The following is a 14025-nucleotide window of genomic DNA, read 5'->3' on the forward strand; positions in this document are numbered from 1 at the left end:
GAAGGGGGATCGCGCCGCGGCAACGAGGATCGGTGATCAGGAAATCACCATCGTCGCCTCTGTTGAGACTGAGTTGTCCACAGGGGGTGTGGATGACTCGTGGGCAAGTTTGTGGATAAGCCGCGTCGGCCCCCGCCGGTGCTCGCTGTCAAGATGGGTGGCCAAAAATTCACCGCAGGTCGTGCTGGCGTGAACGGCGCGGCAAGGCTGGAGTACGGTGGCGTAGGGAACGCTGTCCCGGCGCGGGCCGCTCGCGGTACTCTCTTGCGATTGCCGCCACCTGATCCTTCATGAAACGTCACTTCTCGATGTTGCGCGAGTTCCACCTGGCCGACTGGTTCACCTTGGCCAACGCGTTCTGTGGCACCGGCGCGGTCTTTGCCGCCATGCGCTATCTGCAGGATGGCGAACGCAGCTATCTGCTGTTCGGCATGGCCCTGATCCCCTTGGCCTTCATTTTCGACGCGCTGGACGGGCGCATCGCACGCTGGCGCAAATCCAGCTCCACGCTGGGCCGTGAGCTGGATTCGCTGTCGGACATCATTTCCTTCGGTGTCGCCCCGGCCGCACTGGCCTACGCCTGCGGCATGCAGGGCGGCTGGGACTGGCTGGTGCTGAGCTACTTCGTCTGCTGCGGCGTCAGCCGCCTGGCCCGCTACAACGTGACCGCCGAAGCACTGGCCGGCGAGGGCGACAAGGTGCCGTACTTCGAAGGCACCCCGATCCCGACCAGCCTGGCGCTGGTGGTGGTGCTGGCCGTGGCGGCGAGCGTCGGGGCCACCGGCGCGGACCTGTGGCTGGGCCAGTGGCAGCTGGGCCCGTGGCAGTTGCACCCGCTGGTGCTGCTGTTCGCGCTGTCCGGCTCGCTGATGATCAGCAAGACCCTGCGCATCCCCAAGCCGTGAGGCAGGGCAGCGCGGCATTGCTATCATCGTTTCCCGAGACGGGAGGACGGTCATGACCACGGCGGGCAGCGGCAGCGGCGCAGGCGATGTAGAAGCCCTGGCGCGGCAGTATTTCAGTGCCTGGGGCGATGCCCTGCGGCACGCTGCGGCACCGCCCGGCCACACCGCCGGCCCCGAGGGGCAGGGCAACTGGCAGCAGGCGATCGACTGGTGGGCGCAGATGATGCCCAACGCGGCCAGCCGCCCGGCCGACGAGGCCGTGCACCGTTTCCGTGAACAGGCCGGTGGGTGGTACGGCACGATGCAGCAGGTGGCCGCGCAGTTTGCCGGCCGCGACACCACCAGCGCCGAGGTGGCGCAGGCGTGGCGCACGGCGGTGCTGGGGCAGGGTGACGGGCTGCTGCAGTGGATGCTGCAGGGCGCACGCGGACATACCCACACCGAGGGCCCGGACCTGCTGCAGCTGTTGGAAACCCTGCAGCGTCAGCTCGGACCATGGCTGCAGAGCCCGGCGTTTGGTCCCGGCCGTGAGCACCAGGCCCGCTGGCAGGCGCTGCTGCGGGCCCAGCAGGACTACCAGGCGCACTCGCGCGATTACGTGGATCAGATCAAGCAGGCGCTGGACGATGCGTTCACCCTGTTCGAGCAGCGCCTGGCCGAGCACGAGCAGCCGGGCAACCAGCTGACCAGCGCGCGGGCGATGTTCGATCTGTGGATCGATGCGGCCGAGGAGGCCTATGCGAAGGTTGCGCTGTCCGAGCCGTTCCAGGCGGTGTACGCCTCGCTGGGCAATGCCCAGATGCGGCTGCGCGCGGCCACCCAGCAGGAGATCGAACGGCTGACCGAGAGTTTTGGGCTGCCGACGCGCACCGAAATGGATGCAGCGCATCGCCGGATCGCCGAGCTGGAGCGGCTGGTGCGCCGCATGGCCGCTGGCGCAGCCGCGGGTGCGGCACCTGCCAGCACGGCCAAGGTGCGCAAGGCTGCAGTGAAGCCAGCCGCCGCGAGCAAGCGCACAACCCGCGCTTCCAGGCCAGCCAACCCCACCAAGGCCACCGCCAACCCCAACAAGGCCACCAAGGCCGCCAAGGCCACCAAGGCCGCCGGAAAACCCACCAAGCCAAGGAAACGCAGCGCATGAAGGGCCCCCTGGGCTTCAATGCCGAAGACCTCCTGCAGGAGACCCTGGCCATGCAGCGCAAGCTGATGGATGGCCTGAAGCTGCTGCCTGCGGTGGACGATGTCGATTACGGCGTGACCACCCGCGAGGAAGTCTGGCGCGACGGCAAGGTCACGCTGTACCGCTTTGTCGGCACCGAGCCGCCGGTGCACGCCACGCCGCTGCTGATCGTCTACGCGCTGGTCAACCGGCCGTACATGGTCGACCTGCAGACCGACCGCTCACTGGTTCAGAAGCTGCTGGCTCTGGGCCACGATGTGTATGTGCTGGACTGGGGCTACCCGGACCGCTCCGAGCGCTACCAGACGCTGGAGGATTACCTGCTGCGCTTCGTGGATGGCGCGGTGGATCACCTGCAGGCGCACAACGGCGGCGAACCGATCAACATGCTCGGCATCTGCCAGGGCGGCGTGTTCGCGCTGTGCTATGCCGCGCTGCGTCAGGCCAAGCTGGCCAACCTGATCACGATGGTCACCCCGGTCGATTTCCACACGCCGGACAACATGCTCTCGCACTGGGCGCGCCAGGTGGACGTGGACCTGCTGGTGGACACGCTGGGCAACATCCCGGCCGATCTGATGAATGCCAGCTACCTGATGCTCAAGCCGTTCCGCCTCAACGTGCAGAAGTACGTGGGGCTGCTCGACATCCTGGACGACAAGGACGCGCTGGAAGATTTCCTGCGCATGGAGAAGTGGATCTTCGACTCGCCCGATCTCGCCGGCGAAGCGTTCCGTGACTTCATCAAGCAGTTCTACCAGGGCAATGGCCTGATGCACGACGGCGTGCGCATCGGCGACGCAACCGTCGACCTCCGGCAGGTGACGTTGCCGGTGTTGAACATCTATGCCGAGCAGGACCATCTGGTCCCGCCCGATGCGTCACGCGCGCTGCGCGGCCGGATCGGCAGCGCGGATTACACCGAGAGCAGTTTCCGCGGGGGCCATATCGGTATCTATGTCTCCGGGCGGGCCCAGCGCGAAGTGCCCGCAACCATCACCGGTTGGTTGAACGAGCGTTCGCAATGAAGCGTCCTCGCCTTCTCTGGCTGGCTGTGGGTCTGTTGGGCATTGGTACCGCCCACGCCGCACCCGGTGAAACCGCCCGCCGCGAGATCGCCGGCCTGATCGGCGCGCTGGACGGCTCCCCTTGCCGGTTCCAGCGCAATGGCAGCTGGCACGATGCGCCCGAGGCGCGGGCCCATCTGCAGCGCAAGTACGACTACCTGCTCAAGAAGGACAAGGTCGACACGGCCGAGCAGTTCATCGAACGCGCCGCCAGCCAGAGCAGCCTGAGCGGCAAGCCCTACCGGATCGCCTGTCCGGGCCAGCCGGAACAGACCGCCGCGGCGTGGTTCGGCGCGCGGCTGAAGGCCCTGCGCCAACGCACCCCGTAGACACGGTTCGCGCTAGAGTCGGCGCATTCCGGAACGAGACCCCGTGCATGAACACACCGCCGCGCCCGCTGTCCCGTTCGCTCAACGACCGCATGATCGCCGGCGTCATGGGCGGTATCGCGCATCGCTACGGTTGGAACGTCACCCTGGTACGGGTGCTGTTCGTGCTGATCTCGATCGGCTCGGCGGCCTTCCCCGGCATCCTGGTCTACCTGATCCTGTGGCTGTTGATCCCCAACGAGGCCGATTGAGCCTGTCACCGGTGCTGCTGCGCGCGCTGCAGGGGCTTGGCGCACTGTGGACCTCACCCAACACCCTGATCGGCCTGGCCGCCGGCACCGCCGGGATGCTGGCCGGTGCGCGTCCGTCGTGGAACAGGCGCGACTGCGCGATCGTGTTCCGTGAATTTCCGTGGGGCCCGGGCGGAGCGATCACGCTGGGCAACGTCATCCTGCACACGGGACCGGTGCTGGACGTGCCGTGCCGCACGTATGCGCACCAGGCCGGTTACGCCACCGAGCCGGTGATCGGGCTGCACGACCACGAGCGTGCGCACGTCTACCAGTATCTGGTGCTGGGGCCGCTCTACCTGCCGGTGTACCTGCTGTGCGGTGGGGTCAGTGCACGCAACCCGTTCGAGCGCGCGGCCGATGTGTATGCACTGCAGGGGCGGGGCTGGTGGCCATCACGTCGTGATGCGCAGTGAGGTTATCTCCGCGTTAAATCCATGTAAGAAAAACGTCGACAACGCGACGTCATCTGCATGCAAAAAAACGTTATTAGCCTGCATGACGAACCAGTCAGGTTTACCGGGGTAAGCTTGCAGCGCTGTATGAGCAACCGTTTTTCTGGAGGAACACATCACATGGCAATCGTTCTTTATGTCGGTGGTAGCAAGGATGGCGACAAGGGCCTGGTGCCCCATGGTTTCAGCAAGTCCCAGGCCGATACCGAGCTGGGTCCGGAGATCTACACCGAGCGGTTCATGGAACTGCAGGGTGTAGGCAAGGTGCGGGTGATGGCGTTGGAGTCGATGCAGGACGACATCGTCCACCAACGCGCGGCCGTGCATTACCGGTAAGCCAGCGATCCCGCGGAGGTGCCCGGTTGTCGCGGGCGCCCGCGCCGGCATCCCAGCCCCACGCAGGATGCCGGCGTGAATGCAGGACCCCTCGTGTGGTCATCGCCACGGGGCGACAGGTTCGGCCCGGCCTGTCAACGGCTTTCCCCCGCCGCCGCGCATCGCCAGAATGGGTTCTTTCCGCAAAGCGGCTCCGGCCGGAAGCAATGCCTGACATCAAGCTCGCACAGCAGATCGCCCAGACCATCGCCGATGAGATCGGTGCCCAGACCGCCCAGGCGCTCGCCGCCATCGCCCTGTTGGACGAAGGCGCCAGCGTTCCGTTCATCGCCCGCTACCGCAAGGAAGTCACCGGCGGGCTGGACGACACCCAGCTGCGTAACCTCGAAACGCGCCTGACCTACCTGCGCGAGCTGGAAGACCGCCGCGCCGCGGTGCTGTCCAGCATCGACGAACAGGGCAAGCTCAGCGACGAGTTGCGCAACGAGATCCTCGGTGCGGACACCAAGTCGCGCCTGGAAGATCTGTACCTGCCGTACAAGCCCAAGCGCCGCACCCGCGCGCAGATCGCGCGCGAAGCCGGACTGGAGCCGCTGGCCGATGGCCTGCTGGCCGATCCAAACCTGGACCCGCAGGTGTTCGGTGCCACCTTCGTCGATGCAGACAACGGCGTGGCCGACACCAAGGCCGCGCTGGAAGGTGCCCGCGCGATCCTGATGGAGCGTTGGGGCGAAGACGCCGCGCTGGTCGGCGAGCTGCGCACCTGGCTGGGCGAAAACGGCGTGATCCGCGCACGTGTCGCCGAGGGCAAGGAAGAGCAGGGCGCCAAGTACCGCGATTACTTCGAACACGCCGAGTCGCTGGCGAAGATTCCGTCCCACCGCTTGCTGGCACTGTTCCGCGCACGCCGCGAGGAAATCCTGTTCCTGGAACTGGATCCGGGCAACGATGCCGAGGCCGGCAATCTGTACGCCGAAGGCCGTGTCGCGCACAACGCGGGCATCCGCGACGCCGGCCGCCCCGGCGACCGCTGGCTGCTCGACGCCTGCCGCCTGACCTGGCGCGCCAAGCTGCACATGCACCTGCTGCTGGACCTGTTCAACCAGGCCCGCGAGAAGGCCGAAGCCGAGGCGATCGCGGTGTTCGGCGACAACCTCAAGGACCTGCTGCTGGCCGCCCCGGCCGGCCCCAAGAGCGTGCTCGGGCTGGACCCGGGCATCCGCACCGGCTGCAAGATCGCCGTGGTCGATGCCACCGGCAAGCTGGTGGCCACCGACACCATTTACCCGCACGAACCGCGCCGGCAGTGGGACCAGTCACTGCAGACGATCAAGCAGCTGTGCATGAAGCACAACGTGGAGCTGATCGCGATCGGCAACGGCACGGCCAGCCGCGAAACCGACAAGCTGGCCGGTGAGGTGATCAAGGCGTTGGGCGAGACCAGCCTGCAGAAGATCGTGGTCAGCGAGGCCGGTGCGTCGGTGTATTCGGCGTCCGAATTTGCCGCCAAGGAATTCCCGGACCTGGACGTGTCGATCCGCGGCGCGGTCTCCATTGCCCGTCGCCTGCAGGATCCGCTGGCCGAGCTGGTCAAGATCGAACCCAAGGCGATCGGCGTGGGCCAGTACCAGCACGACGTGGACCAGTACCGCCTGGCGCGTGCGCTGGATGCGCGCGTGGAGGACTGCGTCAACGCGGTCGGCGTGCACGTCAACACCGCCTCGGCGGCGCTGCTCTCGCGCGTGTCCGGGTTGTCGGCCACGGTGGCCGAAAACATCGTGCGCCACCGCGACGACAACGGTCCGTTCAAGCGCCGCAAGGACCTGCTCAAGGTGCCGCGCCTGGGCGACAAGACCTTTGAACAGTGCGCCGGCTTCCTGCGCATCGCCGATGGCGACCAGCCGCTGGACGCGTCCTCGGTGCACCCGGAAGCCTACCCGGTGGTGGAGCGCATCGTGGCCGCCACGGCACGCCCGATCAAGGCGCTGATCGGCGATGGCAGTTTCCTTCGCGGGCTCAAGGCCGAACAGTTCACCGACGCCACCTTCGGCGTGCCGACCGTGCGCGACATCCTGAAGGAACTGGAAAAGCCCGGCCGCGACCCGCGCCCGGAGTTCAAGGCGGCGCGTTTCGCCGAGGGCGTGGAAGAGCTCAAGCACCTGCAGCCGGGCATGATCCTGGAGGGCGTGGTCAGCAACGTGGCCGCGTTCGGTGCCTTCGTGGACATCGGTGTGCACCAGGACGGCCTGATCCACATCTCGGCGCTGTCGGACACCTACGTCAAAGACCCGCGTGATGTGGTCAAGGCCGGTGACATCGTCAAGGTGAAGGTGCTGGAGGTGGACGTGGCGCGCAAGCGCATCGCCCTGACCCGGCGCCTCGACGATACCCCGGCCCCGGCCAAGGCCCAGGGTGAGCGCGATGCGCGCCCGGCCGGTGGCGGCCGCCGTGACGGCGGGGCGGGCAATGGTCCGCGCGGTGGCGGTCGTGGCACCCCGTCCGGCCCGCGTCCGGGCAGCGCCGCACCGCCGGCCAACAATGCGCTGGCCGACGCCTTCGCCCGGGCCAAGCGCGGCGGCTGATCCCGCGGTGGGTGCCTGCCAGAGGCCGCCTTCGGGCGGCTTTTGGCGTTTTCAGGGGTCTCCAGGGGCAGGGGCACTTCTGGTTTGGCCCGGGTTTACGCACACTTCGCGTTGAATGCCCGTAGGGTGGGTGGACGGCGGGGAGCCCAGATGACAGACGACCAGGCAGGACCGGGCAACCGGGCGGGCTCCAGCGCCGATTACCGCGCTGGCGCAGGGCTGTGCGTGGCGTGTCGGACCGGAGCGCACGCATGAGCCGGCAACCGGACGCCCCCCAAGATGCGGCCGCCGCGCTGCGCGACATGGCCGAGCAGCGCCACCGGCTGGAAATGATCATCGAAGGTACTGCGGCGGGCACCTGGGACTGGGACATCCCGGGCAACCAGATGCGGGTCAACGAGCGCTGGGCGGAGATCGTCGGCTATACGCGTGAGGAACTGGCACCCATCACGCCGGAGACGTTCTTCAAGCTGGTGCATCCCGACGATCTGGCCCAGTCCAATACGTTGCTCGAAGCGCATCTGGAAGGTCGCTCGCCGCATTACGACAGCCTGTGCCGGATGCGCCACAAACAGGGCCACTGGATCTGGGTGCAGGACCGCGGTCGCGTGTATGAGCGCGATGGGCAGGGCCGGCCGCTGTGGATGGCCGGTGCGCATGCCGACGTTACCGAACTGCAGCAGGCCCGGCAGGAGGCGGCCAACATGCGCCAGCGCCTGCAGGCGGTGGTGGATGCCTCTGACGAGGTGGCGGTGATCGCCACCGATGTCGATGGGGTGGTCAACCTGTTCAATACCGGTGCGCAGAAGCTGCTGGGTTACCGCCCCGATGAAGTGATCGGCCGGGTCAACCCGGGGCTGTTCCACGATCCGGAAGAGATGCGCGCCTACCTGCAGCCCCATATGGAGGCGGACGGACGCCTGCCGACCGTCTTCGAGGCGTTGAGCGCGCGGGCGGCACAGGGCACCTGGTCGCATCAGTGGACGTTCCTGCGCAAGGACGGCGAGCGCAGGCAGGTGCGCCTGTCGATCAGTCCGCTGGACTGCGCCGGCGGCAACCGAATCGGCTACGTGGGCATGGCGGTCGACCTGACCCCGCTGCTGCAGGTCCGCGAACAGGCGTTCCTGGCCTCGGAAAAATTCGCCGGGGCGTTCTCGTCGGCCGCGCTTGGCATGGCCCTGGTGTCGCTGGAAGGGCGCTGGCTGGACGTCAACGATTCGCTGTGCGGCATCCTCGGCTACACCCGTGCCGAACTGCTGCAGATCGATTTCCAGACGCTCACGCATCCCGATGACCTGCACACCGACCTGGCCCTGCTCGGTGACCTGCTGGCCGGCCGCCGCGCGCATTACCACATGGAGAAGCGGTACCTGGGCAAGGCGGGCAACCTGGTCTGGGGGCGGCTGTCGGTCTCACTGGTCCGCACGGAAAATGGCGAGCCGCTGCACTTCGTCTCGCAGATCCAGGACGTGACCGCCCAACGGCTCAGTGGTCAGCAGTTGCGTGAATCCGAGCAGCGCACCCGCGTCACGTTGGATGCGGTGGCGGACATGGTGCTGACCCTGGACCTGCAGGGGGGGATCCAGTACGCCAACGCCGCGGCCACCCGCGCGCTGGCCGGGGAGGGCGCCGGGGTCCTGGCCGGCAGCCAGCTGCAGGAGGTGATGGAGCTCACGACCGAATACGCGCCGCGCTCCCCCTTGGATGTGGCCGTGCTGCTCGACCCGGACAGCAATGCAGTCGACCTGCATTCGGACCTGTTGCTGTCAGTGGGTGCGCATCTGCTGCCGGTCGACCTGACCCGTGCCTGGCTGCGCGATGAGGATGGCCTGACCAGCGGCGCGGTCTGGGTGATCCGTGACGTCACCCAGCAGCGTGCGCGCCAGCGCGAGGCGCGGCATCTGGCCGAGATCGATCCGCTGACCGAACTGAGCAACCGGCGCGGCTTCGAGGCGCATCTGCAGCAGGCCATCACCCGGGTCGCGCGGACCGGGCAGTCGGCCTCGTTGATGTATATCGACCTGGACCACTTCAAGCCGGTCAACGATACCCACGGCCATCTGGCTGGCGATGCCGTGCTGTGGGCGGTGGCCAGCGTGCTGCGGCATGGCGTGCGTGATTCGGACATCGTGGCGCGGCTGGGCGGCGACGAGTTCGCGGTGATCCTGGCCGGCTGTTCGCTCAAGCGCGCCCGCCGTATCGCCAGCGATCTGCTCGAGGCGATGCGGGGGTTGTCGATCCCCTGGGACCAGCGGCGGTTGAGCGTGGGCGCCAGCATCGGCATCGCGCCATTGTTCGGGGGCATGAGCGTGGATGACGCCGTGGCCGCCGCCGACGCGCAGTGCTACCGGGCCAAAGCGATGGGGCGCGACAACGTGCAGGTGGAGGCCGACGCTCTGGGTGCCGTGGACCCCCTTGACGCCCTGGATGCGAGCGAAAGCGGCGAGTGACGGCCGGCCGGGCCAGGCCCCGGCCGCGGCCGTTGATGGCCCTAAAGCTTTCAGAGTGTCCGCCGTTATATGACTCGCAGTTGCTGCCCGTCTGCTCACGTGGATATCTGGCCGTACACCTTTTTTACATGGTTCATGTTCGCCGGCCCGCCCGGTGTTTGAAGCCCATCGAAGTTGCGTCATCCCCACTGACGATCTTCGTGAGTCCCAGCCAACGGAATACCGCCACCGGGCCACCGCCCGGCGCTGACCTATTCGCTAACCGGACACCGAGGTCTAACGATGATTACTTCAGGCTTGCACACGCATGTGCCAGGTCGTGCCAGCGACGCCGACGCCGGGTCGTTGTGGCGAACGCTCACGGCACGGTTCGTTTCCCGTCGCGCGGCCCATGGCGCCGCGGCATCGGCCGCGCTGCAACGGCAGGCCGAGCTCGAAGATCAGATCAAGGCGCTGCATAGAGTCCAGGCCGTCATCGAGTTCCACCTCGATGGCACCATCGTGCACGCCAACGACAATTTCCTGCAGACGCTGGGCTACACGCTGGAGGAGATCCAAGGCAGGCACCACGCCATGTTCGTCGATGCCGAGTATGCGAAGAGCGCGGAGTACCGCGACTTCTGGGCCAACCTGGGCCGCGGTGAGTTCGACGCCGGCCAGTACCGGCGGATCGGCAAGGGTGGACGCGAGATCTGGATCCAGGCGTCCTACAACCCGGTCTTCGACAGCCACGGACGGCCGTACAAAGTGGTCAAGTTCGCGACCGACATCACCGCGCAGAAATTCCAGGCGGCCGATTTTGCCGGCCAGCTCGCCGCGATCAACAAATCACAGGCGGTGATCGAGTTCGATCTCGAGGGCCGCATCCTGGCCGCCAACGAGAACTTCCTCGCTGCCATGGGCTATGCACTGGAGGAGGTGCGCGGGCAGCACCATTCGATGTTCGCCGAGCCCGAGCATCGCCAGAGCGGCGAGTACCGGGCGTTCTGGGCCAAACTCGGCCGTGGCGAATACGACGCCGGCCAGTACAAGCGCCTGGGAAAGGGCGGTCGCGAGGTCTGGATCCAGGCCTCGTACAACCCGATCTACGATATGAACGGACGGCCGTTCAAAGTGGTCAAGTACGCTACCGACATCACGGCCCAGGTGCGTGACTCGCTGGCGCTGCAGCAGGCCGTCGCGCAGACGCGTGAAGTGGTGGCGGCGGCGCAGGGGGGTGATCTGACCGGCCATATCGCCACCCAGGACAAGACCGGCCCGATCGCCGAGTTGTGCGAGGGCATCAATGCGCTGGTCGAAGCGATGGCCGGCATCATCACCCAGATCAAGCTGGCAGCGGACACCATTGCCGTGGGTGCCAGCGAGATCGCCGAAGGCAACAGCGACCTGTCCGTGCGCACCGAGCAGCAGGCCGCTTCGCTGGAGGAGACCGCCGTCTCGATGAAGGGGCTGACCGCGACCGTGCGGCGCACCGCGGACAACGCCCGCCAGGCCAATGAGTTGGCCGGTGGTGCGGTCGAGGTGGCGGCGCAGGGTGGCCATGTGGTGCATGAGGTGGTCTCCACCATGTCGCTGATCAACGACTCCTCGCGGCGCATCGTCGATATCATCGGCGTGATCGACAGCATCGCGTTCCAGACGAATATCCTGGCCCTCAATGCCGCAGTGGAAGCGGCCCGTGCCGGCGAGCATGGGCGCGGCTTTGCGGTGGTCGCCTCGGAAATCCGCTCGCTGTCGCAGCGTTCGGCCGAAGCCGCCAAGGAGATCAAGCAGCTGATCGGCGACTCGGTGGAGAAGGTCGGGGCGGGTACGCGTCAGGTCGAAAGCGCGGGGCGCACCATGGACGAGATCGTGGTCAGCGTGAAACGCGTGAGCGATCTCATGGCCGACATCAGCGCGGCGGCCCAGCAGCAGAGCGAGGGCATCGAGCAGATCAACCAGGTGGTCGAGCACATCGACGAGAGCACCCAGCAGAATGCCGCGCTGGTCGAAGAGGCCTCTGCGGCGGCCCGCAGCATGGAAGAGCAGTCCACCCAGTTGCTGCAGACGGTGGCGGCATTCCGGGTGGCGGGGGCGACGGGAACGTCGCGACCGGCTGCGCCACCGGCGGCCAATGCCGCACATCCGACGCTTCGGCTGGTCTGAGCGGTAACGAAAAACGCGCCGGATCCGTCGATCCGGGGCGTTCTGGTTTTCCATGGTGCCGAAGGTGGGACTCGAACCCACACGCTTTTAAGGGCGGCGGATTTTGAGTCCGCTGCGTCTACCGATTCCGCCACTTCGGCTGGCTGGCCGCGTAGTGTATACAAGATGTCGACGTTTGTGCAGACCTGAATGCTTAAGTTCCTGTCAGGGTTTCACCTACGCAGGACGCTATACTCATCGCGCTGAACCATACAGGGAGTCGTCATGAGCGCGCTGCAGGATCTTCGGGTGCTGGTGGTCGAGAACGACGAAATGAGTGCCGCCCTGCTGCAGATGCAGTTGGTGCAGTCCGGCGCGGTGGTGGTGGGGCTGGCGGCCTCGGTATCCGAGGCGCTGCGTCTGCTCAGCGAGACCCAGCCACAGGTGGTGCTGCTGGATTACCGCCTGGCCAACAATGAAACCAGTGAAGCGGTTGCGGCGGCGTTGGCCGCGCGCCAGATTCCCTTCGTGCTGGCCACCGGCATGGCGACCGAGCACCTCCCCGAAGCCTTCCGGGCAGGCATCATCCTGACCAAGCCCTACCTGACGGCCGAGTTGAATGCCGCGCTGGGGCGGGCACGGATAGGCGATTCGGTCGTCGGCTGAGCAGCTCTCACGCCGCTTCGGCGTGCGCCAGTGTGACCGGTTCGCGATCGTCCAGGATCCGGTACAGCGCAGCGAGGTCGTGCGGGTCCGGGTTCAACCAGGCATCCAGATGTTCGCGCCGGATCGGTACGATGCAGCGGTCGTGCCCGGTGCGTGCCACATCGGACGGTGGCTCGTCGGTGATCGCGGCAAACGACAACAGCCGGCCCTCCGGCCCTTCCCACGCCGACCACAGGCAGGCGATCAACAGATCGCGCGGTGGCTGCGGGCTGAATTCCAGCACCACGTTCTCGGCTTTCTCGCCCGGCGACAGCATCCGCTGCTCCAGGGCATGCCGCGGCACGTGCTCGTAGAACGACTGCACCACCACCACGCCATGCTGGTGGCCGAACGCGGATTTCCAGTACGCCTCCAGGCTGTCGCGGCGCGCGTTGTAGGTGCCGGGATACAACACGTCGTTGCGCGCGGGCTTGTCCGGCAGCCGGCATTGGTAGCGCATCGGCTTGATCACGCGCTGGCCCTGCTCGGACACGATCACCGGCGCATAGACGCCGGGGAAAATGCGGCTGTCGCGCGGCACCAGGCCGGCGCGCTGCAGATCGGACAGGCGCGTCTGCGCACGTTCAATCCGGTTGCCCGCCACGCGCAGTTCATTGCGCGCCTTCTGCGTGGGACGTGCGGCCAGGTGTTCTTCGGCCGCCTTCCGCCGGGCGCTCTGCAGGCGCACCTCCTCATCCAGCGCCTGCATCTCCTCGGCATGCCATTGCTGTATTCGCGCCACGATCTCCTGGCCCTGCGCGGTGCGCGCGCCGGCGAAGCCATCGTCCATCGCCTTGGGCGTTTTCGGGCGTTGCTTGCCGGCGTCGTGGGCATACAGCTGGGCGAACTCGTCCAGGGACAGCATGGCCCCGTACTCACGGACCAGCTTGGTGTAATCGGCGCGGATCTGGGCGGAATAGCACATGGCGACGGAACAGGGTGGGCAGGGGGACAGGATAGGCCGGTGGGTCGCACATGCTGCGAATACGTTCGGGCATGCTGAGCGTCCATTCATTGCCGGACCCGTCTCATGTCGCTGCCTGCTGGTGTTCATTGCATCCCCCTGGCGCCCAGCGTGGAGGAATACCGCGCGCTGCGGGTGCTGGCCGGCCTGAGCCCGAAAACGGCCGAGGCGGCGGCGCGTGGCCTGCCCAACACGGTCTTCGGGGTGAGCCTGCGCGAGGATGACCGGTTGCTGGCGATGGGCCGGCTCATCGGCGACGGCGGCTGCTTCCTGCAGGTGGTGGATATCGCCGTGGTCCCGGACCGCCAGGGGCAGGGCCTGGGCAAGGCGGTGATGGCCGAGCTCGATGCCTGGCTGCACGCGAATGCGCAAGGTGCGTATGTGAGCCTGATCGCCGATGGCCAGGCGCACCGGCTGTATGCGCAGTTCGGTTTCACCGTGACCGCGCCGCGCTCGGTGGGCATGGCGAAGGTGGTGGCGTAGGCCCCATAAACAAACAGCCCCGACCGAGGTCAGGGCTGTTTGTTTGAAGCTGGCGTCCCCACGGGGATTCGAACCCCGGTCGCCACCGTGAAAGGGTGATGTCCTAGGCCTCTAGACGATGGGGACGCGTTAAACCGAATTTTGGCTTCTATCGG

General features: G+C 66.9%; 13 protein-coding genes and 2 tRNA genes. 12 read left to right on the forward strand and 3 right to left on the reverse strand.

The window, feature by feature from the left end; all coding sequences use genetic code 11:
* Positions 1-290: 290 nt before the first annotated feature.
* The 10 genes from ABE472_RS07090 (at position 291) to ABE472_RS07135 (ending at position 11739) form a co-directional block, all read left to right on the forward strand.
* Positions 291-905 (forward strand): CDP-alcohol phosphatidyltransferase family protein, encoded by a 615-nt coding sequence (locus ABE472_RS07090; protein WP_070474651.1) that lies wholly within the window; start codon positions 291-293, stop codon positions 903-905.
* A gap of 52 nt (positions 906-957) precedes the next feature.
* Positions 958-2046 (forward strand): class III poly(R)-hydroxyalkanoic acid synthase subunit PhaE, encoded by a 1089-nt coding sequence (phaE, locus tag ABE472_RS07095; protein WP_346465952.1) that lies wholly within the window; start codon positions 958-960, stop codon positions 2044-2046.
* Positions 2043-3113, forward strand: coding sequence for a class III poly(R)-hydroxyalkanoic acid synthase subunit PhaC (phaC, locus tag ABE472_RS07100; protein ID WP_313211147.1), 1071 nt, complete (start codon positions 2043-2045; stop codon positions 3111-3113). The genes phaE and phaC overlap by 4 nt, the downstream gene beginning before the upstream one ends.
* Positions 3110-3481 (forward strand): YfeK family protein, encoded by a 372-nt coding sequence (locus tag ABE472_RS07105; RefSeq protein ID WP_346465953.1) that lies wholly within the window; start codon positions 3110-3112, stop codon positions 3479-3481. Before phaC ends, ABE472_RS07105 begins: the two co-directional genes overlap by 4 nt.
* Before the next feature lie 47 nt (positions 3482-3528).
* Positions 3529-3732 (forward strand): PspC domain-containing protein, encoded by a 204-nt coding sequence (locus ABE472_RS07110; RefSeq protein ID WP_123729552.1) that lies wholly within the window; start codon positions 3529-3531, stop codon positions 3730-3732.
* Complete coding sequence (locus tag ABE472_RS07115) at positions 3729-4187, forward strand: hypothetical protein (RefSeq protein ID WP_313211149.1); 459 nt, start codon at positions 3729-3731, stop codon at positions 4185-4187. The genes ABE472_RS07110 and ABE472_RS07115 overlap by 4 nt, the downstream gene beginning before the upstream one ends.
* Before the next feature lie 159 nt (positions 4188-4346).
* On the forward strand, positions 4347-4562 hold the full coding sequence (locus ABE472_RS07120; protein WP_313211150.1) for a hypothetical protein: 216 nt from the start codon (positions 4347-4349) through the stop codon (positions 4560-4562).
* 206 nt (positions 4563-4768) lie between these two features.
* Positions 4769-7144 (forward strand): Tex family protein, encoded by a 2376-nt coding sequence (locus ABE472_RS07125; protein ID WP_346462611.1) that lies wholly within the window; start codon positions 4769-4771, stop codon positions 7142-7144.
* 251 nt (positions 7145-7395) lie between these two features.
* Positions 7396-9594, forward strand: coding sequence for a PAS domain S-box protein (locus tag ABE472_RS07130; protein ID WP_346462610.1), 2199 nt, complete (start codon positions 7396-7398; stop codon positions 9592-9594).
* A gap of 297 nt (positions 9595-9891) precedes the next feature.
* Positions 9892-11739 carry a methyl-accepting chemotaxis protein gene (locus ABE472_RS07135; RefSeq protein WP_313211153.1) on the forward strand — a complete coding sequence of 616 codons (1848 nt, stop codon included), beginning with the start codon at positions 9892-9894 and terminating at the stop codon, positions 11737-11739.
* A gap of 53 nt (positions 11740-11792) precedes the next feature.
* Here ABE472_RS07135 and ABE472_RS07140 read toward each other — a convergent pair.
* Positions 11793-11879: transfer RNA gene (locus ABE472_RS07140), tRNA-Leu, on the reverse strand.
* 124 nt (positions 11880-12003) lie between these two features.
* Here ABE472_RS07140 and ABE472_RS07145 point away from each other — a divergent pair.
* Entirely contained in the window at positions 12004-12384 is a 381-nt protein-coding gene (locus tag ABE472_RS07145; protein ID WP_346462607.1) for a response regulator, read from the forward strand.
* A 7-nt stretch (positions 12385-12391) separates the two neighbouring features.
* On the opposite strand, the gene ABE472_RS07150 is transcribed toward ABE472_RS07145, so the two are convergent.
* A complete protein-coding gene (locus tag ABE472_RS07150; protein WP_313218660.1) occupies positions 12392-13348 on the reverse strand; it encodes an SOS response-associated peptidase family protein in 957 nt (318 codons plus the stop codon).
* 105 nt (positions 13349-13453) lie between these two features.
* Here ABE472_RS07150 and ABE472_RS07155 point away from each other — a divergent pair, with 105 nt between their 5' ends.
* Complete coding sequence (locus ABE472_RS07155; protein ID WP_102789523.1) at positions 13454-13870, forward strand: GNAT family N-acetyltransferase; 417 nt, start codon at positions 13454-13456, stop codon at positions 13868-13870.
* Between the two features lie 50 nt (positions 13871-13920).
* On the opposite strand, the gene ABE472_RS07160 is transcribed toward ABE472_RS07155, so the two are convergent.
* Positions 13921-13996, reverse strand: a tRNA-Glu gene (locus ABE472_RS07160).
* Positions 13997-14025: the final 29 nt, after the last annotated feature.

The organism is Stenotrophomonas sp. TWI809, assembly GCF_039673205.1.
Taxonomy (GTDB): Bacteria; Pseudomonadota; Gammaproteobacteria; order Xanthomonadales; family Xanthomonadaceae; genus Stenotrophomonas.

What these genes read in the sequence shown, in the direction of transcription:
- ABE472_RS07105 (WP_346465953.1), top strand. Translation starts at nt 3,110, where the DNA reads ATGAAGCGTCCTCGCCTTCTCTGGCTGGCTGTGGGTCTGTTGGGCATT.
- phaE (WP_346465952.1), top strand. Translation starts at nt 958, where the DNA reads ATGACCACGGCGGGCAGCGGCAGCGGCGCAGGCGATGTAGAAGCCCTG.
- ABE472_RS07155 (WP_102789523.1), top strand. Translation starts at nt 13,454, where the DNA reads ATGTCGCTGCCTGCTGGTGTTCATTGCATCCCCCTGGCGCCCAGCGTG.
- phaC (WP_313211147.1), top strand. Translation starts at nt 2,043, where the DNA reads ATGAAGGGCCCCCTGGGCTTCAATGCCGAAGACCTCCTGCAGGAGACC.
- ABE472_RS07150 (WP_313218660.1), bottom strand. Translation starts at nt 13,348, where the DNA reads ATGTGCTATTCCGCCCAGATCCGCGCCGATTACACCAAGCTGGTCCGT.
- ABE472_RS07110 (WP_123729552.1), top strand. Translation starts at nt 3,529, where the DNA reads ATGAACACACCGCCGCGCCCGCTGTCCCGTTCGCTCAACGACCGCATG.
- ABE472_RS07120 (WP_313211150.1), top strand. Translation starts at nt 4,347, where the DNA reads ATGGCAATCGTTCTTTATGTCGGTGGTAGCAAGGATGGCGACAAGGGC.
- ABE472_RS07130 (WP_346462610.1), top strand. Translation starts at nt 7,396, where the DNA reads ATGAGCCGGCAACCGGACGCCCCCCAAGATGCGGCCGCCGCGCTGCGC.
- ABE472_RS07090 (WP_070474651.1), top strand. Translation starts at nt 291, where the DNA reads ATGAAACGTCACTTCTCGATGTTGCGCGAGTTCCACCTGGCCGACTGG.
- ABE472_RS07125 (WP_346462611.1), top strand. Translation starts at nt 4,769, where the DNA reads ATGCCTGACATCAAGCTCGCACAGCAGATCGCCCAGACCATCGCCGAT.
- ABE472_RS07145 (WP_346462607.1), top strand. Translation starts at nt 12,004, where the DNA reads ATGAGCGCGCTGCAGGATCTTCGGGTGCTGGTGGTCGAGAACGACGAA.